Genomic DNA, 21,706 nt, shown 5'->3' on the forward strand with positions numbered 1-21,706 from the left:
CGGTCATCATGCGCTCACCGACTGGGGCGTGCTTTTGGTGGCCTCATCCGCGAGCTGGCGCTCGCGCTTGCCCCAGGTCTCCCGGGTGACCAAGGCGGCCCACAGGCCGATGGCCGCGTAGAAGCTGAAGAGGATCGCAGGACCCATCCAGCCCGAGGAAACGAAGAGCAGGGTGGTGACGAAGGGCGTGAACCCGGAGACCATGGCCGAGATCTGGTAGGCAAGCGAGGCACCGGAGGAGCGGGTCTTGGCCTGGAACAGTTCAGGGAACCACGCGCCCTGGGCCCCGGCAAGGGAGTTCTGGCAGACGGCGTAGGAGATCACAATGGTGGCGATCACGAAGATGAACATTCCGGTGTTCACCAGCAGGAACATGGGGATGCCGAACAGCACGGCGAAGGCTGTGGACCAGATGTATAGGGGCCGGCGGCCGATCCTGTCCGTGAGCCGGGCCCAGGCCATGGTGGCGAAGATGCCGATGGCCGAGGCGATGCAGAGGGCCACCAGGGTCTGGGTCTTGTCAGCCAGCTGCTGGGTGTGGAGGTAGGAAATCATGTATGTGATGGACACGGCGTAGCCGGCGGTCTCCGCAATACGCAGGCCGATGCCTCGGACGATGCTTCGCCAGTCCGTCTTGATGACCTCCATGATGGGGTTCTTGACGATGGAGCCGCTCTCCTTGACCTCGTCGAAGACCGGGGACTCCGGGACCTTCGAGCGGATGATCAGGCCAACGGCCACCAGCACGATGCTGGCCAGGAACGGGACGCGCCAGGCAAGTTCGCCGCCCAGGTTCACGCTGACCAGGAAGACGAGGTTCGCCAGGAGGAGTCCAACGGGGAAACCGGCCTGGACGATGCCGGTGTACTTGCCTTTGGACTTCCAGGGCGCGTGTTCGTAGCTCATCAGGATGGCGCCGCCCCATTCAGCGCCGAAGGCGAGGCCCTGGACCACGCGGACGAAGACGAGCAGGGCCGGAGCGAGCAGACCAACCTGCTCGTACGTGGGCAGGAGGCCGATGAGGAACGTGGCGACGCCCATGAGGATCAGGGAGGCCACCAGGACGGGCTTGCGGCCTACCTTGTCGCCCAGGTGGCCGCCGATGATGCCGCCGATGGGGCGGGCGGCGAAGCCGACGCCGAGGGTGGCGAAGGCTGCCAGCGTGCCCGTCACCGGATCGCCGGTGGGGAAGAACGCCGTGCCGAAGTACAGTGCAGCCGCGGTGCCGAAGCCGATGAAGTCATACGTCTCGATAACGGCGCCAACGCCGGACCCGATTGCGACGCGCTTTGCGTCCTTTGTGCCATGCACGTGACCGCGCATTTTGAGAGCCTCATTGCTCATTGCTGAATCCCTTTCGAAGAGCGAGGAACGCTTCCGCACCGTCGCTGTCGACTGTTAACAAATGATATGCCAGTGTGACCCGCATCATGCGTCAATGTCAACAGTCAATGTTTGAGGTTGACTGTCAACAATGAAATCATCTACAGTGATTCACATCACCACCCACTCGTTCAGAGGATCAACGACGATGTTCAATTCCCGACTCGGCTGCTCGTCCATCAGCTTCAGGCACCAAGACCTGCCGGCCGCTCTGCGGACCATCAGCGGCCTGGGCTTCGACGAAATCGATCTCGGCGCCCTCCCGGGGGTGTGCGACCACGTCCCGTACAACCTCGATGACGCGGCCGTCACCGCTGTGACTGCGGAAGTTGCCGCTTCCGGGCTGCGCGTCCGTTCCGTCAACGGAGATATCGGCGACCTCAACGTAGTGCTCGACGACGGCCAGCAGGTTTCCCGCGAACGGCACCTCGAGGCGCTGCTCACGCTCGCCGCCAACACCGGGGCGAAGGCGCTGGTCCTTCCGTGCGGGGCGCTGAGCCACGAACCGGTTCGGAGCGTCGACGAGGACCTGGACCAAATTGCCGCCCACCTGATCCATGCCGGACATCGGGCGGCGGAGTTCGGTGTCGAGCTCTGGACCGAATCCCTGCACTTCCTGAGGTTCTGCTGGAACCTGGAACGCGCGGAACTGCTGGCCGGGCGGCTGGCGGATACCGGCGTCGGAATTGTTATGGACTTCAGCCATATTGTCGCCGCCGGCGAAGATCCGCTGGAGTACCTCTCCCGCCACGAGGGCCGGATCTCCCACGTCCACCTCCGCGATGCCGTGCCCGGCAACATCAACCTCAGCATCGGCAACGGCCAGGCAGACTTCGCCGCCGGGCTCAGCGGCCTCGCGGCGAGCGGCTACACCGGCCACTTCTCCCTCGAGCTCGAAACCAGCGACGTCACGCACGACGAAGGCCCCGCGGCCGCCGCCAAGGCTGCCAGCTACATCACCGACCTCATCTGACACAACACACCATCCAAGGAGCATCATGAACACCGCCATCCAGCGCACCGCCGTCCTCACCGGGGCAACCTCGGACCGGGGCATCGGCATCACCACGGCCCGCCGCTACGCCAGCAAGGGCTGGGCGGTGGTGATCCTGGACCTCGATGGCGAGAAGTCCGCCAAGGTCGCCGCCGACATCGGCAATGAATTCAACGTGCCTGCCTTCGGCCACGAGATCGACGTCGCCAACGAAAGCTCCGTCAACACCGCCTACGCGGCGGTCAAGGCGGAGATCATTGCCGGCATCCTGCCCCCGGTCGGAGCCCTCGCCAACATCGCCGGCATCACCTCCCCGGTCCCGTTCCTGGAGACCACGCTGGAGCTCTGGCACAAGGTGATGGACGTCAACGCCACCGGCACCTACCTGGTGACCAAGGCGTTCCTGCCGGACATGATCGAGAACGGCTGGGGCAGGATCGTCAACATGTCCTCGGTCTCCGCCCAGCGCGGCGGCGGCGTGTTCGGCAAGGTCCCCTACTCCGCCGCGAAGGCCGCGATCCTGGGCCTGACCAAGGCGCTGGCCCGCGAAATTGGCGCCACCGGCGTCACCGTGAACGCCATCACGCCCGGCGCCGTGGATACCAACATCCGGGTGGGCAGCACCGACGAGCAGGAAGCCGCCATCAACGCCGGCATCCCCCTGGGGCGGAACGCCACGACCGAAGAGATCGCGGCCGTCATCACGTTCCTGTCCTCCGAGGAATCCGCGTACCTCACCGGAACCACCATCGACATCAACGGCGGAAGCCACATCCACTAACAGCGCTCCACCCAGAAGACTAAGTCCACGTCAGAGAGCCCACCATGACCAAGATTTTCAACAATCCCTCCGAATTCGCAGAAGAGGCCCTGGCCGGATTCTGCGACATCCATTCCGGGCTGGTGCGTCAGGTCCCCGGCGGCGCCGTGCGGCGCCACCGCCCCGCCGAGCCCAAAGTGGCGGTCCTCGCCGGCGGCGGTTCCGGACACTACCCGGCGTTCGCCGGGCTGATCGGCACCGGACTGGCCGACGGCGCCGTGGTGGGCAACATCTTCACGTCGCCTTCGGCGCAGCAGGCCTACGCCGTGGCCAAGTCCGCGGATTCGGGCGCCGGCGTCATCTTCACCTACGGCAACTACGCCGGGGACGTGATGAACTTCGGCATGGCCAGCGAACGCCTCGCCGCCGAAGGGATCCAGGTCGAGAACGTCCTGGTCACCGACGACATCGCCAGCGCACCGCCGTCGGAATCCGACAAACGCCGCGGCATCGCCGGTGACTTCACGGTCTTCAAGATCATGGGCGCTGCAGCTGAGGCGGGCGCTGACCTGGCCGTCGTCGTCCGCCTGGGCCGGAAGGCCAACAGCCTGACGAGGACCATCGGCAGCGCTTTCCACGGCTGCACGTTTCCCGGCGCCGACGCCCCGCTGTTTACGCTCCCGGACAAGCAGATGGGCCTCGGCCTGGGAATCCACGGCGAACCCGGCCTGTTCGACACCGATTTGCCGTCCGCCAAGGAACTCGGCCAGGAATTTGTGGCCCGGCTGCTGGCCGAAACCCCGCCCGGCGCCGGCGACCGGCTCGCGGTGATCCTCAATGGGCTGGGGTCCACCAAGCACGAGGAGCTCTTTGTCCTCTGGCTGACCGTGGCCCCGCTCCTGCGGGACGCCGGCTACACGCTGGTGAAGCCCGAGGTGGGCGAGCTCGTCACCAGCCTCGACATGTCCGGCGTCTCCCTCACCATCACCTGGCTGGATGCGGAGCTGGAACCGCTCTGGACGGCGCCCGCGGAAACCCCTGCGTACCGCCGAGGAACTACCGCCGTTCAGTCAGGGGACGCCTCCGGCGAGGAAACGTCCGACGCCGACTCCCGCACCTACGCCGTCCAGTGCGTTGCGGCGCTCGAAGCCGTCCGCCAATCGCTGCATGCGGCCGAGTCGCGGCTGGGGGACCTCGATGCCGTGGCCGGCGACGGTGACCACGGCCGCGGAATGGTCCGCGGGATCGACGCCGCCGCCACAGCAGGCGCCGCGGCCGGTACCCGAGGTGCCGGGGCGGGCTCGGTCCTGGTCGCCCCGGTGACGCCTGGGCAGACAAGGCCGGCGGCACCTCCGGAGTTCTATGGGGTGCGGGGCTGCGGGCGTTGGGCGAATCCTTGGGGGACCAGAGGGTCCCTGGCGCCGAGGAACTGGCGGCCGGAATGAGCGCCTTCGCTGCCAGAATCACTGACCTGGGGAAGGCCGGACCGGGCGACAAGACAATGGTGGATGCGCTCCTGCCGTTCACGGAAGCCTTCACCCGGCTGGTGCAGGAGGGTGCAGAACCGCGTCAGGCCTGGGCCTCCGCGGCCCTTGACGCTGTGGCGGCGGCCGAGGCCACGGCCGCACTCCGCCCACTGAAGGGACGGGCGCGGCCACTGGCGGAGAAGAGCCTGGGCACGCCGGACCCCGGAGCCACGTCCCTCGCCATGATTTTCACGGTCATGGGGCCCTTCCTGGCAGGTTCGGGCCAGCCCGGCTCCAGTCAATCACGCATCACATCCAACCAGACCGCAAGGGCACTTTCATGACCATGGACCCAGCAACCCCCACTCCAGCAACCCCGGGACTGCGTCTGGTCCTGGGCGCCGATGAGGCCGGCGTCGACTACAAAAACCGCATCCTGGCCGACCTGCAGGACGACCCGAGGATCAGCGAAATCATCGACATCGGGGTCAACCGGAGCGACGCCCCGGCGGACTTCGTCAGGCCCTACCCGTACGTTGGTATTGCGGCGGGAGAGCTGATCCGCGACGGGCGTGCCGACCGTGCCATTCTGTTCTGCGGGACGGGAATCGGTGTGGCGATTGCCGCCAACAAGGTGGACGGAATCCGCGCCACGACGGCCCATGATTCGTTGTCCGTGGAGCGGTCCGTACTGTCCAATGACTGCCAGGTCCTCGCCATGGGGCAGCGCGTTGTGGGAGTGGAACTGGCCAGCAGGCTGGCCCGAGAATGGATCGGCTACACGTTCGACCCCAGCTCGGCCTCGGCGGACAAGGTCAAGGTGCTCACGGACTTCGAGGGCTGCTCCTAGGCTTCCCGGGTGGCGGGGGACTTGGTCTGCGCCGGATCGCGTTCCGCGAGTGAGCCGATGGCGTCGTCGATCTTCTTCAGGACCTCAGGCTCCAGCGTCACACCCGCAGCGGCCACGGTGTCTGCGAGCTGCTCAGGGCGCGACGCCCCGACGATGGCGGAGGCCACGTTCGGGTTCTGCAGCACCCAGGCAACCGCGAGTTGGGGCATGGTGAGCCCGGCTTCCGCGGCGATCGGCTTGAGGTCCTGGACACCGGCGAGGACGTCGTCACGCATCCAGCGCTGGATCATCCTGGCGCCGCCCTTGTCATCCGTGGCGCGGCTGCCTTCGGGCGCAGGCTGGCCGGGCAGGTACTTTCCGCTCAGCACACCCTGCGCCATGGGGGACCAGACGATCTGGGATACGCCCAGCTCCTCCGACGCCGGCACAACCTCGGCCTCGATGACGCGCCACAGCATGGAGTACTGCGGCTGGTTGGAGATCAGCTGGAAACCCAGTTGCCTGGACAGGGCATGGCCCTCGCGGAGCTGCTCCGCGGTCCACTCGCTGACGCCGATGTACAGCGCCTTGCCTTGGCGGACAATGTCCGCGAACGCCTGCATGGTCTCTTCCAGCGGCGTTTCGAAGTCGTACCGGTGGGCCTGGTAGAGGTCCACGTAGTCCGTCTGGAGCCGGCTGAGCGAGCCGTTGATCGACTCCATGATGTGCTTGCGGGACAGGCCCAGATCGTTTTTGCCCTTGGGGCCGGTGGGGCCGAAGACCTTGGTGAAGATCTCCAGGGACTCCCGGCGTTCGCCCTTCAGTGCCTCGCCGAGGACTGTTTCCGCTGCTGTGTTGGCGTAGACGTCCGCCGTGTCAAAGGTGCTGATGCCGGCGTCGAGCGCGGCCCGCACGCACTGGGTGGCGACGTCGTTCTCCACCTGTGAGCCGTGCGTCAGCCAGTTGCCGAACGTGATTTCCGAGACTTTGAGGCCGCTGTTTCCGAGGTATCTGAATTCCATGGTTTCCACGCTAGCGGAGAAAGTTATTGAGGGAAAGGGCTTTCCGCAAACGCACGACGGCGTTGCGGCCGCCCCCCGCGATCAGCGGCGGCGGAGTTCCGCGTACTCCAGGGACGGCACTATCGCCCCGGCGTCGCGCTCCACGAAGTTGGTCCCAGGCGGCACCAGTTCGTCGATCGCGTCCAGCACGGACTCCCCCAGGAGGGTGTCCGCGGCCTTGAGATAGGCCTTGAGATGGTCCTCGGTGCGCGGGCCGATGATCACACTGCTGACGGCGGGGTGGTTCAGCGCGAACCCGATGGACAGTTCCACGAGCGAGATTTCCAGCTTGTCGGCCAGCCGGGCCAGCGCGTCCGCAGCCAGCAGCTTCCGCTCGCTGGACGGCCCGGAAATGTCGGAGCGTCCCGGAAGTGAGTGCACTCGGGTTGGCGGTTTCCCGGCATCGAGGACGAACTCGCCGGACAACCAGCCCCCGGCCAGCGGACCGTAGGCGAGTACACCCAGGCCGTACTGCTGCGCAACGGGCAGGACATCGCGTTCGTTGCCGCGGACCAGCATCGAATAGGGGACCTGGTTGGCTACGGGCGGGATCAGGTGGTTGGTGGTGGCCAGCCATTGGGCCTCCACGAGCTGCGCCGGGGTGAACACCGAGGTGCCGTAGTAGAGGATCTTTCCCTGCCGGATGAGGTCGTTCAGGGCGGTGATGGTCTCGAGCACGTCGGTGTTGTAGTCCGGCCGGTGCGCCTGGTACAGATCGATCCGGTCTGGATGATGCGGATGCTTTCATCCGCGCCGGTGGGGGCGCCGCCTGCCTGGAGGCCGCCGGCTGCGCCGCCCGACCCTTAGCCAAAGTTCATGGTGCCCAGTATGAGCGGGCTAATGGGCGTGCCGGACCGCCCGAACACGCGAAGTTCGCTGAGGCTCATCCCCGGCTCCTCACAATCGATTTCCCACGCGGATTGCTCTGGATCGTCACGACGCTACACAAATTCGGGGCCAGCCCGCAGGAAGATGCCACAGTGCTTCGCTTTTCGTAGCACGGGGTAACGCGGGCCGGGGCAGCGACGGTTTGTGACGGCCCGGGAGCCGCACGGTCCTCAGCTCCGGTCGGCAGGCAGCTTGGCCTTGAGGACGTTCGCGTGGCCGGACAACGACACCAGCGATCCGGTGTCCAGCAGGGACAGGGGCGCGGGGGTGGGCGGCTTCGTGAAGGAGCGGGCGGCTCCAAGGCCGGCGCTCTCACGGCTGGGGTCGCGGTTGGAATTGTCCCGCGCAGGGTTGTCCTGGTGCAGCGCTGACTCCACCAACGGAGCCACCGCTTCCACCTTCGCCGCGGGAACGGAGGGACCGGGAAGATCGCGGACCGAGATCTTGATTTCGGGGGCGGCCGCCCGGGCGCGCGCCATGGCCCGGGCATCTGCTTCGGCCACCGCGGCAGCCCAGTCCTCGGCGAGCACCGGGGGTTCCTTGCGGGCCGCGGTGAGCAGCGGGTGATGCTCCACTGCATGGTGGAAGCGGGGCCGGAGTTCGGAGGGTTTCAGGAAGGTGCGGGCGTCTTGAAGGGCTTTGCGCCAGCTGCCCGGCGCGCTCACTGCGGCCACGGCGGCCGCGCTGTGGGCAAACATCGTGGACAGGGCTGCGCCGGTTGTCGTCCGTGGGGCGCCGGCCCGTGCCACCAATGCTGCCCGCAGCACCCCGGCGCGGGCCGGCTGGCCGGCAGACGGGGCGGCAGCGCCGTCGTCGTGCGTTCCGTCGGGGGCGCCCGACGGCGGCACGGACTCCCCGGTCAGGCGGACCAGGGGGAGGGTTTCGTGTTTGGGGAGCCGCCCAAAGAGGGCCATTACGGTCAGCACAAACAGCCGCCCGGCGCCGGCAAGCAGCAAGGTGATGACCACCAGCAGGAACAGGCCCAGGAACATCAGGAGCGCCAGGCCGAGCGTGCCGAAAAAAGTCAGGTTGAGAGCGATCGTCGTTGAATCTCCCACGTCATCTCTCCTCTCTGCCGGCGGCGGAGTCCGTCCCGGCACTCTTTACCACGGGCAACAGCCCTCCTCCACCTTACGGACTATTTTTCGGTCCTGCCGCTCCCGGGCGGGGTTCGTCCGAGGTTGTTTCGAAGCTGTTACCGGATATGACAACACCGGCTGCGGCCTATAGTCGGAAGGGACCCACGAGGCCGCCGGAAAGCGGTCCGGACAACCGCGACAGGAGCACCATGCCCGAGAATCCGATCAACGCCGGCCCGTGCGTTTGCCTGTCCGGCGAGGCCTACGCGGACTGCTGCGGACGGTTCCATAATGGCGGGGCCGAAGCCGCCACGGCGGAGCAGCTGATGCGCTCCCGCTACAGTGCGTTTGTCCTGCGGAACGCCGAATATCTCCGGAAAACCTGGTATCCGGACACCGCCCCTTCGGATCTGGAGCTGGATCCTGCCATGGAGTGGCGCCGCTTGGACATCCTGTCCACGAGCCGCGGCGGCCCGCTGGATACTGAGGGGACCGTGGAGTTCAAGGCCCACTTCCGGCACGACGGCGAACGCGGAGTCCACCACGAAACCAGCCGTTTTGTCCGCGAGAACCGCCGCTGGTACTACGTCGACGCCGTGATGCTCGCCTAGCCCCCGTTGTACGTTTCGTCCGGCGTGAAGCCTGCCCGGTCCACCTTGCGGTGGAAGTGCATGCCCGCCAGGCCGCCGAGCACGGCACCCACCAGCGCGACCAGGGCCACCACAACGGCGGCAATGATGCTGGTGAGCGTCAGTTCGCCTTCGTTGATGGGGATCCGGGGGAAGCTGTTCAGGTTGGCCAGGACGTTGAACTGCTGGCCGGCGATGATGCCCAGCAGAGCAATCACCACCGCGGCAATAAGCGCCCAGATCCACACCATAAAACCCTGCCGGGCGCCGTTGAACCGGGCCATCCGGCCGGCAACGTAGCCGCCGGAGTAGTAGGAGACGAACAGGACCACCAGCAGGACAATGATGCCCACCAGCCCGACGGCGCCGTTGGTCGTCACCTGGTTCACGGCCTCGTTCACGTCGGTGTTGTTCGCCAGGCCTACCGCGGTTCCGGCTGCGGCCACAAAGGCTGTGAGCAGGACGGCCATGCCGGTGGCAGCGAGCCAGCCGAAAAAGGCCGAGCCCACTTTGATGCCGCCGAACTGTTCCTTCTCCCTGGCTACGGCCGTCTGCTGGTCGGTCAGGCGCGGATCCGTCAGGCGTGGATCCAGCACCGAAGCGTCGGCCATCGGCGCTGGGGCTGCCCGGGCATATCCCGGCTCGGCATAGGACTCTGGCGTCTGATCGAAGGCTCGCGTGGGCTCGCCACTGGCGAAGGATTGATCACGAGCAGTTTCATTCCGTAGATTCGCGTTCCGCGTCGTCGGCGGAAGCCTGTCCTCTGGGTCCGTTTGGTTGCTCATGGGTCAACTCAACCACTGGTGACCAGCGATAACAAGGATGCTTATGAGTTGCTAGCGGTACTTCCGGTGCAGGTTCTCCTTGGTGGACGCCCCCGGCGTGGCATCGGCGATCCAGGGGCCGGTGCCCTCCGACGGATCCAGTACGCCCGCCTCAAGCCAGGTGTAATCCCCGGCCAGGACCTTGCGCGAAAGGATGTGGTCGACGTCGTCCGTGTTCCGCCACAGCTGGTCAAAGTACTCGTCAATGCGGACGCGGGCCTGCTCGCAATATGCCTCTGCAAGTTCGTAGGCACTGGCGGCACGTTCGGGCGTGGTGCGAAGGATCATCTCTGCCCGGGAACAGCAGGCGGCCATGGCGAACAGCTCGGCGCCGATATCCACCACCCGGCCCAGGAACGCCTGCTTGTACTCCAGCTTCGCCTGCCAGCGCCCCATGCCGTAGAACGTCTGGCGGGCCAGCCGGCGCGAGGACCGTTCCACAAAGCGCAGTTGCTTGGCCAGCCTGCCGAAGTCGCTGTAGGACCGGGGGTCCATTCCGGCGCCGGCCACCAGTTTGGGCAGCCAGCGGGCATAAAAACCTGAAGCCCCGACGGCGGCCCTCGCTTTGTCCTGGAGGCTCGCGTCCACGGACGCAAGGTCGCCCGCGGCGGCCAGGTGGGCGTCCACGGCTTCCCGGGCGATGAGGAGTTTCATGATCTCCGAGGAGCCCTCGAAGATCCGGTTGATCCGGAGGTCGCGCAGCTGCTGCTCGGCCGGAACCGCGCGTTCTCCCCGGGCTTCCAAGGACTCCGCCGTCTCGAAGCCACGGCCGCCGCGGATCTGGACCAGTTCGTCGGCGATCCGGTAGCTGATCTCGGAGGACCACAGCTTGGCCAGGGCAGCCTCGATCCGCACGTCCTTCTGCCCGGCGTCGGCGAGTTCCGCGGACAGTTCGAAGACGGCGTCCAGGGCGAAGGCCGATGCGGCGATAAAGGCGATCTTCTTGCCCACGGCCTCGTGCTTGCCCACCGGCTGACCCCACTGGGTGCGGGCGTTGGACCATTCCCGGGCGATCTTCAGGCTCCAGCGGCCGGACGCGACGCACAACGCCGGCAGGGAAAGCCGGCCCGTGTTCAGAGTGGTGAGGGCGATCTTCAGGCCCTGGCCCTCGCGGCCCAGCCTGTTTGCCGCAGGCACCCGCACCTGGTGGAAGCGGGTGACACCGTTTTCGATCCCACGCAGCCCCATAAACGTGTTGCGGTTCTCCACGGTGATGCCGGGGGAGTCCATTTCCACCACAAAGGCGCTGATGCCGCCCTTATGTTCGGTGCCGTCCTTATCGGTGTGGGCCGGCACCACGGCCATCACCACCACCAGCTCGGCGATCACACCGTTGGTGGTCCAGAGTTTCACGCCGTCCAGGACGTAACTCCCGCCGTCGTCCGTGGGAACGGCGGTGCTGCCCATCCGGGCGGGATCGCTGCCCACATCCGGTTCCGTCAGGAGGAAAGCCGTGATGGCGCCGGCGGCGCAGCGCGGCAGGTACTCGCGTTTCTGGTCCGGCGTGCCAAAGACCTTCACGGGCTCGGGGACGCCGATGGACTGGTGCGCGGAGATCAGGGCGCCAATGCTCGGGTGGACACTGCCGAGCAGCGCCAGGGCCCGGCCGTAGTAGACCAAGGACAGGCCGAGCCCGCCGTACTCCTGCGGGATTTTCATGCCAAAGACGCCCAGGCCCGCCAGGCCCTGGAGGTACTCGTCCGGGATCCGGGCCTCGCGTTCGATCACGCGCCCGGACATGGTGCGGGCGTACGCGGTGAGGCGCTCCATGAAGGCCTCACCGCGTACCACGTCATCGGCGTTCGCTTTCGGCCAGGGGTGGATGAGGCTGAGGTCGAAATTCCCCAGGTAGAGTCCCTTGGCGAAGCTGGGCCGGTCCCAGTCGAGTTCGCGGGAGGCTTCAGCAAGTGCCCGGGCGTCCGCCGCGGTGGCTTCGGGCCCAATATTGGCCGCGGCGACGGGGACTTCGGCGTCCGGGGCATCCGTGGCAGGAACTTCGGTGGCAGGTGGGTTCGTGGCGGGACTGTCAGTGGCGAAGCTCATGGGGTATCTCCTCTGACCGGGATGGCCGGTTCAAGCCATGGATCCGCCGGGTTGGAGAACCCTTCAGCTGTCTCTCAACATTACCCGCGGGTAGCTTCCAGTGCTAGGGGATGGCTGGCCCTGGAAGTCCCCCGGGGATCCGGTGGAGGCGTGGTGGACCAGCCTGTCCCAGCCGCTGTTGATTCCGTGGACCACCGTCAGCAGCGTCGTGGAGGCGAGGAACCAGGCGAACTTGCCTACCCCAACCATGACCAGGGCCAGGAAGCCCGCTGTCAGGACGAAGGCCACCAGGACCAGGCCAAACACCAGGGTTCCGATGAACACCATGGTGGCCGTCTCCACTGCACTTAAGTCGAACTGCATTGTTCCCCCTGCTGCGCCGTTGCTTCGGTTGAGATCAGTAGCATGAGCGTAGGGGGTGCTGAGGCGTCCCAGCCAGACCTGCCCCGCCGTCACGGCGGGTTGATGCGGGATCGCAATGCTACCGGGACGTAGGTCACGGAGCGGTCGCGGAAGTCACTGTCCGCGCTTGCCTTCAGTCGTCGTCGAACTCCGGGGCGGCCTGGTTCAGGACCGCGAAGTCGGCGCCGAGCCCCACCTCAACCTGGGAACCGTTGTCCAGCCTGACTTCAACCTCGTACGCGACGTTCCCGTCATTTTCCCGTTCCACCTCGATGACACTGCCCTGGCCCACCCTGGCCAATGCGGCGTTCGCGGCCTGGTCATGGTCCGCAGTGTTAAGTGGTGCCAGATTGGAATCGTCGTCCCGCTCAGGCCCCGGGACGGTGGACACCGGCACTGACCGGTCGACGTTGACCCCGATCTTGCTCAAGGGCTGATCTCCGCTGGTCCCGGTGCTCGCGGCGACCGCCACTGTCGCGCCACCCAGAATGACAGCCGCAGCCGCCAGGCCGGTGATCAGTGCAGCTTTTTCACGCATGACAAACTCCTCTCAGGTGATCTAAACATTGTGCTCCCGCGGCCAGCAAGGTACAACGATTATTCGGTCGCGGGGCCTGCGTTAACCTTGTAGTTGGCAGCTTCGCGATCCGCGCTGCCCAACCATCCCCCAGCAGCTGAAGGAGAGTGCGTGCCCCGCTCCGCCAGGTCATCCGCTGACGCGATCAGTGCCCGGCTCCGGGACCTCGAACTCCTCACAAAGGGACCCGCCTGGGCCCTGACGCGCTCGGCGCCCTGGGTGATCGCGGTGCTGCAGGCATCCTTTACCCGCACGCGTCCGCAGCTTCCGCTCGAGGAGTTCCACGCCGACGTCGACTCCTTCCTTGAACAGCTCCGGCGCCAGGAGCCCGGGCCGGGTGGTGCCGCCATCGGCACGTCGTCCGGCAGGAACTATGCGGACGAGTGGACGCGCAAGCATTTCCTGACCCGCCGCAACCAGTCGGGGCAGATCGTTTACGAGGTGACCGAGCCGGCCGCCCGCGTGCTTGCCTTCCTGGACAGCCTTTCCAGCGAGCGTTCCACACTGAACGGTTCGCGGCTGGGTACCCTCCTCGGCGACGTGGAGAAGCTGGCCAATGAGACCAATCCGGACCAGAGTGCCCGGCTGGAATCCCTTGAGGACGAGATCGGGGAACGGCAGCAGCTGATCCAGGACATCAGCTCCGGCGACTTTGACGGCCTGCTGGACGACGACGAAGCGGTGGAAGCCGCCGGGAACATCCTGGACCTCGCCGCCAGCCTGCCCGCCGACTACAAAAAGATGCGCGACCGCATCGAGGAACTGGTGGGCGAGCTGCGCAACCAGATCATCGAGGAGTCGCTGAGCAAAGGCGCCACCATGGCGCAGGTGCTCGACGCGGACAAGCGGCTGCGGCAGAGCCCCGAAGGCAGGACCTTCCGCTCCTTCACCGCATTCCTGGAAGACCCGCAGCAGCAGCTCCGGTTCCGGTCGGCCATCGGTGAGGTCCTCAGCCGGCAGTTCGCCGACGACCTTTCCCCGGAGGACCGCGAGACGCTCAAGAACCTGGTGGCCGAGCTCCGCCACCAGCACAGCCAGATCCAGCGGATCTACGGCAAGCTCAGCGAAAGCCTGAACACCTACGTCCAGAGCGACGACTTCCGCCAGTCCGTCCGCCTCCGGAAGGTCCTGCGCGAAGCCGAGCAGGCCATCAGGACCCTGCCGTATGAACGCGAACGGCCTGGCCTGGTCCGCGGTCCGGAGCTGTTCAACGCCGGGTTCGAATCGCTGGCCATGGTCAAGCTCTACGACCCGGACGAGTTCGCCGTCCCGCCCAAGCTGGCCGACCCCATCGCCTTCAGCGACTCCGACCGCGTGCGCTCGCCGAGGACAGGCAAGGCCCGTCCCGAGGCCATCCGGGCCGCCGTGGCCGGCGCGTCCACCCTGGCCGAGGCCTGGGGACAGCTCCCGCCGGAGGAACAGCACATCAACTCCATCCGCGCACTCCTCTCGCACGCCCTCCAGGAAGGCGCGGCCTTTGACCGCGACGCCTGGCATGGCCTGGACTACGAACAGATCGACGGCACCACCCGCACGGCGTACCTGCCGGTGGTCACCCTCAAGAAGGATTGACGATGACTGAAGAAATTACGACGGCGGCACCCCCCGTTGAGGAGGCCGCACCGGCGGTTGAGCCCGAGATCCAGGGGATTTCGACAGGCTCAATCACCAGGGGCGCCGGAGTCACGCCCCGGGACACGTTTGTGGACGGCGCGGCACTGTTTCCCGGTGACACCGGCGTTCTCTCGATGAAGGTGCGCCAGGCGCTGGTCAAGCTGCTCAAGGGCCCGTACGTCGACGGCGGCCGCGACGAGAAACTGTGGACCACGCTGCTGGACAACCAGATCATCCTGCGCAGCCGCCTGTCCGAGCTGTTCCTGACCCTGCAGCTGGACCACGAGCGCAAGATCGCCGTCCTGCGCCCGGTGGATCCTGAGGCCATCGGGGGCAGCAGCCGGTCGAGCATCCTGCGCCAACAGCGTGCGCTGAGCCGGGTGGAGACCATCGTGCTGCTCCGCCTGCGGATGCTGCTGGACCGCCACGTCACGGCCCAGACCGATGCCACCATCACCCGCGAGGAAATCGCCGACCTTGTGGCCCACTACCAGCCCGCCGGCCAGCAGGACGCGCTGCGGGATTCGGACGTGGTCACCCGGGCCATCACCAAGCTCCTGGCCCGCCAGCTGCTCCTCACCACGGGCCTGGACGACGTCTACACCATCTCCAACGCCCTCCCGCTGGCTCTCCCCTTCGAAAACATCGGCGACATCCCAGCCCAAATCGAAGCCCTGGTAGCAGCAACCACAGACCCAACAGGCACAGAACCCCTGCTGGAGCTGGACGGCGACAGTGGTGCCGAGGATGACGACGCCGGCGATGACGTACCAAACGACGACGGCGATGCCGCCCAGGGAGTGGCATCGGGCCTATCGGAGCCGCGCGCTGAGCTGATCGAAGATCAGCGGCGCGGCGAAGGGGCGGGGGCGGCATCGTCGTCGGCGTCCCCAGCCACGACAACGGAGGAAGCCAAGTGAGCATCGCAATCATGCTGCCCATGGGCGACCTCACGAACCCCGGCCAGATGCGCCTGGCGTTGGTGCAGGTGGTCAACTGGGGCACGTTCCATGGGGCGCACACGATGCACGTGGACCGGAACGGAACCCTGCTGACGGGCAACTCGGGCGTGGGCAAGTCCACCCTGTTTGACGCCATGCTGCGGGTGTTTGATGCCCGGCCGCGCTCCAACGAGGCCGCGGCCCAGCGTGCCGGCGGTGCTGTGGAGGACAAGAGGACCACCTTCACGTACATGCGCGGCAAGGTGGGCGACAAAGCGGTGGGCGAGGGCTCGGCCAGCGCGTTCCAGCGCCCCGGTGCCACCTGGTCCGCCGTCGCCCTGACGTTTGATAACGCCGCGGGCACCCGCATCACGGTGTCCGCACTGTTCGACCTGCCCAAAAACGGCACGGAGTCCAGCGTTGGGCGTTTCTACGTGATCGACAGCAAGCCGCTGGACCTGCCGGCCATCGAGGACATCGCCGACAAGCGCTTCACCAAGGCTGCGCTGGAGACGATCTTCCCGGACGCCCAGATCTTCGATGTCCACAAGGCCTTCGCGGAGCGTTTCCGCCGGCTCCTGGGCATCAGTTCGGACCAGGCTCTGCCCCTGCTGCGCGTGATCCAGGCCGGCAAGGGCCTGGGCGGCAGCGTCAATACCTTCTTCCGCGACCAGGTCCTGGACGCCCCCGCTACCCTCGCCGCTGCCGATGACGTGGTGGAGGAATTCAGCAACCTCATGTCGATCCGGCAGCGGCTGGAGGACGTGCGGCAGCAGCGGGACCAGCTGGCCCCCGTGCCCGGCCTGAACAATGAATACGCGCAGTCGCTCCTGGACGCAAACCGGCTCCGTGAGCTGTCCGGCGAGGAGTTCGACGCCTACAAGCAGCAGCTCGCCGTCACGGTGCATCAGAAGACACTGGCCCGGTTCAAGGAGCTGGCCCAGGCGAAAGCCAAGGAGCTGGGCGCGGAACGCTCGGTCCGCGACGGGCTGGCCAAGGAACTGCGCCAGCTGGAGACCGATTACAACAACCAGGGCGGCAACGCGATCTCCGCGATCGAGCAGTCGCTGGACAACGCCAAGGTGGGTCTGCGGCTGCGCGAGCAGGTGGAGGAAGCGGCCCGCAAGGCCCTGTCCGACGCCGGCCTGCAGCTGGAGTGGACCGCTGACGGTTGGGAACAGGCCCACGAGCAGGCTGCCGCCAGGTCGGCCGAACTCAAGGACGACTCCCAGGCCCTGCAGGAGCTCCGCTTCGAAGCCTTCGACGGCCACGCCACCAAAAAGCGTGAGCTGGCGGCAGCCCAGCAGGAGCTCGTGTCGCTGAAGACGCGCAAGTCCCTGCTGCCGCCGTCGAGCATTGAAAACCGTGCGGCCATCGCCGCGGCCACCGGGGTTCCTGAGGACCGGATGCCGTTCGGCGGCGAACTGATGGACCTCGCCGAAGGGGAGGAACACTGGCGGCCGGCCGCGGAGCGTGCCCTCCGGAACCTCGCCACCACGTTGCTGGTCCCCGGCGAACATTTCGCCGCGGTGACCCGCTACCTGAACGACAACAAAGTGCGTGGCGCCCTGCGCGCGGTGGACGTATCCAAGCCGATCGCGGGCGGCGCCCTCGCCGTGGAGGACGCGCGCGACGGCGATCTGCTCACCAAGCTGGACATCCTCGCCAGCGGCGCGGTGGTGGACGCCGGGGAATGGATCCGGGAGCGGATCGCCCTCGATTTCGCCTTCCCGTGCGTCGAGGACCCCAACGAGCTGGCCACCCTGGACAAGGGCCTGAGCCTGGGAGGTGTGGTCAAACGCAACCGGCACACGGTGGAGAAGGACGACCGTTTCACCAGCCGCCAGGACTACGTGCTCGGGTTCGACAACGCCGCCAAGCTGGAACTTGTGGCCGCCCAGGTGGAGGACCTGCAGCAGGAACTCGCCAAGGCCGCCGAGCTGGCGCAAAGCCGTGAAGAGTCGCACCAGGGCATGAGCCGGCAGCTCGATGCCCTCCGACGAATCGCGGAGGACCACCGGCCCTGGGAACAGGTGTCCGCTGCCGTCGCAGCCGATGAACTCACCCGGATTGAACAGCGGCTCAAGGATGCCCTCGCGGCCCAGGCCGACCTGGAACCGCTGCGGGCCAACATCGAAACGGCCCGGCAGAAACACCAGGCCAGCACCGAAGCCGCAGCAGTCCTGCAGAGCGAATACAAGGCCCTGGACCGGCAGCTGAGCGCTGCCGATTCGCTGCTGGAAGCCGCGCGTGCCCGCCTGGAGCAGGCGCCGCCGTCGGACGCCACCGTCAGTGCGCTGGAGCCGTACTTCACCGACTTCGGCGACGTCAGCGAGATGCATGAGCTGGACAACCTGGCCAACCGCGTCCGGACGGCGCTGCTCGGGGAGCTGCACGCCGCCGAGACGCGCGGTCAGGCAACCTCCGAGCGGCTGACCCGGATCTTCGAGGGCTTTGTGCGCGAGTGGGGCTCCGCGATCTCGGCGGACCACGGCACCTCAATCGGTGCGGCCGGGGAGTTCGAAGGCCGCTACCACGCCATCATCAGCGACGGCCTGCCCGCCCAGGAGTCCGAGTTCCGGCAGTTTTTCAACCAGCGCACGCATGAATCGTTCAGCACGCTGCTGCACCTGCTGGACGAGGAGCGGCGGTCCATTACCAGCCGCATCCTGCCGCTCAACGGCATCCTGTCCGAGGTCAACTTCCATGAGGGCAGCTTCCTGGAACTGGACATCAAGCAGACCCTGCCGGCCGCGGCCAAGCAGTTCAAGGACGCTATCCAGAACGCGCTGAAGGCCCGGCACACTCGGCCCGCCCGCGCCGGATCCGGCCCGGGTTCCGGCCCGGAAAGCGGGGGAGGCGACGACGCCGAGCTCACCGCTCGGTACAAGACCCTCGAAACGCTCGTAAAGCGGCTCGGCTCGCCCACCCCCGAGGACCGGCGGTGGCGCGCCGAAGTCCTGGATGTCCGCGGGCACCTGTTCATCCAGTGCAAGGAGCACCGGGAGGTGGCCGGGCCGGCCTCAGGCAGGAGGGGCGGCGGCAAGCGGACCGACGTTTACATGCATGCCGACACCGGCTCCATGTCCGGCGGCGAGCGGCAGCGCTTCACCGCGTTCATCATGGCCGCGGCGCTGAGCTACCAGCTGGGCATCGCCGAGCAGGGGTTCACCACTTACGGCACCGTGATGATGGACGAGGCGTTTGTGCTGGCATCGGAGGAGTTTGCCGGCGCCGGGATCAAGGCGCTGCACGAGTTCGGTTTCCAGCTGCTGCTGGCCGCTCCGGAGAACGTGATCGACCTGTCCCGGCACCTGGGCTCGGTGACGGAGATCCTGCGGGACAAGCGCACCAACCGCTCCGGCGTGCTTACCGCCCCGGTGATCCGGCCCAGGCCCGGCGCGGAAGGCCAGTGGCGGTCCGAGGCGAACCCCGTGGACATCGTGCTCCGCTGACCCGGACGCTCTCTCACTTGATACGGGTTTTTTACCAACGCTCTCTCACTTTCTTGAGGAAAGTGAGAGAGCGTTGGTGTTTTTTCTGGGTTAAGTGAGAGAGGGTTTTAGAGGGCAGCGGTGCAGGCGTCGATCTGGGCCTGGACGATTGCGCCGTAGTGTCCCACCAGCTCGTCAAAGTTCCAGCCGTCGAAGAGGCCCAGGGTGCGGACGGACTCGCCGAATCCGGTCATCAGGGCCACCACGGTGGAGGCGAACCGCCGCTCCGGTGTTGTGTCCCCGATCAGGCTCGCGATGGCGGCGAGGTATCTTTCGCGGACATCCGTTCGAGCTGCCTCGGGGTCGGGAGAGTCCAGCACGGCGAACGGGATGATGGCCCACGGCTCCTGCGTTCCGCGTTCCCGGCGCATCAACACACGGAACACCAGCGCCCTGCCCAGTTCCGACGTCGGGACCTCCAGTTCGGCGAGCTGCGATTCGTCGGGCCGGACGGCGGCATAGAGCTTTTCCTTGGAGACGAAGAGTTTCATGACCAGGGCCGCCGAAACGCCAGCGTCCGCGGCTATGTCCCGCACCGTGACGGCGCGGTATCCGCGTTCCCCGAAAAGCCGCCCGGCGGCGCTGACGATCGCGTCGTGGCTGCTCATGCGCCCACCGGCTCCATGGACTTTTCCTCCACACGCGGCGCGGCGAGATGAACGGTGACAGAGCGGTTGTCCACCGCGAGCTTCCGCGCCATGGCCTGGTGCGTCGCCGGATCAACCATGCTCACGACGTAGCGGCCGGCGAGGGGCAGCGGAAACGCATACGCGCCGTCGTCGTCCGAAAGGGTGGTGTGCACGTAACCCCCGCTTGCCTCAAGGAGCGTCACCACCGCGCCGGCCACAGCCGCGCTTCCGGCCGTGACCAGTCCGCTGATCTTTAGCCGGTCCCGAAGAAGGAAGTTCTGGTGCCGGGTGCGGCCGTCGAAGTCGAAGACCTCGGCCATCGGCGCCCAGCCGGCTGCATTGGTCACCATGAGGTACTTCCCGGCGCCGGGGAGGGCCACCGAATAGTTGCCTTCCGTATCGACCCGGCTCCAGTCCACCGGCTCGCCGGCGGTCTGAAGTACGGTCACGACGGCGGGAGTGACGGGGCGGTTGTCCGGTGCAAGGACGCGCCCCTGCACCACGATTTCGGCCGTATTGACGGAGGCGGCGGTGTCAGCTGCGGATGGCCGGCGGGCTGCCGTGGCCTTCGGGATGAAGACCGTGGCCACCACCGATGCTGCGGCTGCCAGCGCGGCCAGCCAGAACACGTCCTTGAAGGCATCGAAGGACGGACGCTGCACGGCCCCCACCGTCATGCTGACCGAGGTGAGGACCGCGGCAACCGCTGCGCTCGACGTCGAGGTGCCGATGGACCGGACCAGGCTGTTCAGCCCGTTGGCCGAGGCCGTCTCGGTGATCGGCACCACGCCCATGATCAGTGTGGGCATGGCCGCGTAGGCGATGGCGGTGCCCACGCTGACAACGGTTGAACCGATGATTACCCATGCGATGGAGTCGTAGAAGAAGACCCGGCTCACGTAGCCCACAATCATCACGACGGCGCCGGCGATCAGCGCAGACTTACCGCCGAAGACGCGGATGATACGTCCGGAAACAGGCGCGAAAATCACCATCGCGAGCCCGGAGGGGACCATACACAGCCCTGCGGTGATGACGTTCAGCCCGAATCCGTATCCCGTGGCGGTAGGCAGCTGGAGCTGCTGGGTGGTGAGGAGCATGTTGGCGAACATGGCGAAGCCGACGAGCAGCGAGGCCACGTTGGTCATGAGCACCGGCCTGCGGCCCGATGTCCGCAGGTCAACCATCGGCTGGCTGACTTTCAGCTCGTACGGGACCCAAGCAGCCAGGAGTATTGCGGCCGTGAGGAACAGCAGCAGCACCGGCTCCGAGCCCCAGCCCCAGGCGCCGCCTTTGGAGATCGCCAGCAGCAGGGCAGCCAGGGCTGCGGAGAGCACCAGCGCCCCCGCGTAGTCGAAGCGCCCGGGCGTGCGGACCTTGGATTCGGGAACCACCAGCGCCACGGCAACGAGCAGCAGTGCGCCGGCAGCGGCGGACACCCAGAAGATCGAGGCCCACCCCAGGCTCTCGTACAGCACTCCGGCGAGGGGCAGGCCCATGGCGCTGCCGATTCCCAGCGTGGCGCTCATCAAGGCAACGGCGGAGCCCATCTTCTCCTTGGGCAGCTCATCGCGCATGATGCTGATGCCCACCGGAATCAGGGCCGATGCGAACCCTTGGAGCGTCCTGCCGATGACCAGCCACAGGAAGGATCCGCCAACCGCGGCAATGACCGAGCCGGCCACCATGATTGCCAGGCAAACCACCATCATCTTGCGCTTGCCGTACATGTCCGCGCTGCGGGACACGATGGGTGTTGCCACGGCGCTGGCGAGCAGGGTGGCGGTCACCAGCCAGGAGGCGTCGTCGGCGGTGATATCCAGGATCCGGGGGAAATCCGGAAGGAGCGGCACTACGAGCGTTTGCATGAGGGCCACCACCGTGCCGCTGAGGGCAAGTACGGCGGTGATGGCGGACGGGGACGGGCCCCGGGTGTTGTTCAGGGCGTTGGAACGCGGCATCAGGTGCTTTCAAATGTGGACTGGGATGGAGCGCGGCACGGTGAACGCGTGTTTACCCCTTGAGAGTGAACCACCGTTCACCCCTGCCGGCAATGACCTGGCGCTATACGTTGCGTCACATGATCAATTACG

Annotated in this window: 16 protein-coding genes and 2 pseudogenes; 8 read left to right on the plus strand and 10 right to left on the minus strand. The window is 66.7% G+C overall.

Annotated elements, in window-relative coordinates; genetic code table 11:
- Positions 1-6: 6 nt before the first annotated feature.
- Positions 7-1,344: an MFS transporter gene (locus NG697_RS18785; protein WP_252614931.1), complete on the minus strand. Its 1,338-nt coding sequence runs from the start codon at positions 1,342-1,344 to the stop codon at positions 7-9.
- A gap of 187 nt (positions 1,345-1,531) precedes the next feature.
- Between NG697_RS18785 and NG697_RS18790 the strand changes: the two genes are divergently transcribed.
- The 4 genes and pseudogenes from NG697_RS18790 (at position 1,532) to NG697_RS18805 (ending at position 5,453) form a co-directional block, all read left to right on the plus strand.
- Complete coding sequence (locus tag NG697_RS18790) at positions 1,532-2,356, plus strand: sugar phosphate isomerase/epimerase family protein (RefSeq protein ID WP_252614932.1); 825 nt, start codon at positions 1,532-1,534, stop codon at positions 2,354-2,356.
- A gap of 25 nt (positions 2,357-2,381) precedes the next feature.
- Positions 2,382-3,158 (plus strand): SDR family NAD(P)-dependent oxidoreductase, encoded by a 777-nt coding sequence (locus NG697_RS18795; RefSeq protein WP_252599593.1) that lies wholly within the window; start codon positions 2,382-2,384, stop codon positions 3,156-3,158.
- A 44-nt stretch (positions 3,159-3,202) separates the two neighbouring features.
- Positions 3,203-4,947: pseudogene (locus NG697_RS18800) on the plus strand (dihydroxyacetone kinase family protein).
- Entirely contained in the window at positions 4,944-5,453 is a 510-nt protein-coding gene (locus NG697_RS18805) for an RpiB/LacA/LacB family sugar-phosphate isomerase (protein ID WP_305884358.1), read from the plus strand. The pseudogene NG697_RS18800 and the gene NG697_RS18805 overlap by 4 nt, the downstream one beginning before the upstream one ends.
- Here NG697_RS18805 and NG697_RS18810 read toward each other — a convergent pair.
- The 3 genes and pseudogenes from NG697_RS18810 to NG697_RS18820 all read right to left on the minus strand — a co-directional run bounded on the left by NG697_RS18810 (position 5,450) and on the right by NG697_RS18820 (position 8,439).
- Entirely contained in the window at positions 5,450-6,454 is a 1,005-nt protein-coding gene (locus NG697_RS18810) for an aldo/keto reductase family protein (protein ID WP_252599592.1), read from the minus strand. The genes NG697_RS18805 and NG697_RS18810 overlap by 4 nt on opposite strands.
- An 81-nt stretch (positions 6,455-6,535) precedes the next feature.
- Positions 6,536-7,380: pseudogene (locus NG697_RS18815) on the minus strand (aldo/keto reductase).
- 171 nt (positions 7,381-7,551) lie between these two features.
- Positions 7,552-8,439: a hypothetical protein gene (locus NG697_RS18820; protein WP_252599590.1), complete on the minus strand. Its 888-nt coding sequence runs from the start codon at positions 8,437-8,439 to the stop codon at positions 7,552-7,554.
- Positions 8,440-8,669: 230 nt separating this feature from the next.
- On the opposite strand from NG697_RS18820, the gene NG697_RS18825 reads away from it, so the two are divergent.
- On the plus strand, positions 8,670-9,071 hold the full coding sequence (locus NG697_RS18825) for a YchJ family protein (RefSeq protein ID WP_252599589.1): 402 nt from the start codon (positions 8,670-8,672) through the stop codon (positions 9,069-9,071).
- Here NG697_RS18825 and NG697_RS18830 read toward each other — a convergent pair.
- The 4 genes from NG697_RS18830 to NG697_RS18845 form a co-directional block, all read right to left on the minus strand.
- Positions 9,068-9,874: a M48 family metalloprotease gene (locus NG697_RS18830; protein WP_252599588.1), complete on the minus strand. Its 807-nt coding sequence runs from the start codon at positions 9,872-9,874 to the stop codon at positions 9,068-9,070. The genes NG697_RS18825 and NG697_RS18830 overlap by 4 nt on opposite strands.
- A 51-nt stretch (positions 9,875-9,925) precedes the next feature.
- A complete protein-coding gene (locus NG697_RS18835) occupies positions 9,926-11,956 on the minus strand; it encodes an acyl-CoA dehydrogenase family protein (RefSeq protein ID WP_252599587.1) in 2,031 nt (676 codons plus the stop codon).
- Positions 11,957-12,019: 63 nt separating this feature from the next.
- Positions 12,020-12,319, minus strand: a complete 300-nt coding sequence (locus tag NG697_RS18840) for a hypothetical protein (RefSeq protein ID WP_252599586.1) — start codon at positions 12,317-12,319, stop codon at positions 12,020-12,022.
- Positions 12,320-12,491: 172 nt separating this feature from the next.
- Positions 12,492-12,896 (minus strand): PepSY domain-containing protein, encoded by a 405-nt coding sequence (locus tag NG697_RS18845; RefSeq protein WP_252599585.1) that lies wholly within the window; start codon positions 12,894-12,896, stop codon positions 12,492-12,494.
- 150 nt (positions 12,897-13,046) lie between these two features.
- Between NG697_RS18845 and NG697_RS18850 the strand changes: the two genes are divergently transcribed.
- From NG697_RS18850 to NG697_RS18860, 3 genes are read left to right on the plus strand one after another with little or no spacing between them, the layout of a single operon-like run.
- Entirely contained in the window at positions 13,047-14,507 is a 1,461-nt protein-coding gene (locus tag NG697_RS18850) for a DUF3375 family protein (RefSeq protein WP_252599584.1), read from the plus strand.
- 2 nt (positions 14,508-14,509) lie between these two features.
- Positions 14,510-15,469: a DUF4194 domain-containing protein gene (locus tag NG697_RS18855; RefSeq protein ID WP_252599583.1), complete on the plus strand. Its 960-nt coding sequence runs from the start codon at positions 14,510-14,512 to the stop codon at positions 15,467-15,469.
- The gene (locus NG697_RS18860; protein ID WP_252614933.1) at positions 15,466-18,945 is read left to right on the plus strand and encodes an ATP-binding protein; all 3,480 of its coding nucleotides are present in this window, start codon (positions 15,466-15,468) and stop codon (positions 18,943-18,945) included. The genes NG697_RS18855 and NG697_RS18860 overlap by 4 nt, the downstream gene beginning before the upstream one ends.
- 107 nt (positions 18,946-19,052) lie before the next feature.
- Here NG697_RS18860 and NG697_RS18865 read toward each other — a convergent pair whose 3' ends face one another.
- Together NG697_RS18865 and NG697_RS18870 are read right to left on the minus strand one after the other, a co-directional pair.
- On the minus strand, positions 19,053-19,592 hold the full coding sequence (locus NG697_RS18865; RefSeq protein WP_252614934.1) for a TetR/AcrR family transcriptional regulator: 540 nt from the start codon (positions 19,590-19,592) through the stop codon (positions 19,053-19,055).
- Complete coding sequence (locus tag NG697_RS18870; RefSeq protein WP_252614935.1) at positions 19,589-21,574, minus strand: MFS transporter; 1,986 nt, start codon at positions 21,572-21,574, stop codon at positions 19,589-19,591. Before NG697_RS18870 ends, NG697_RS18865 begins: the two co-directional genes overlap by 4 nt.
- Between the last annotated feature and the right edge of the window lie 132 nt (positions 21,575-21,706).

The sequence above is a fragment of the Pseudarthrobacter raffinosi genome (genome assembly GCF_023913835.1).
GTDB lineage: Bacteria > Actinomycetota > Actinomycetes > Actinomycetales > Micrococcaceae > Arthrobacter > Arthrobacter raffinosi.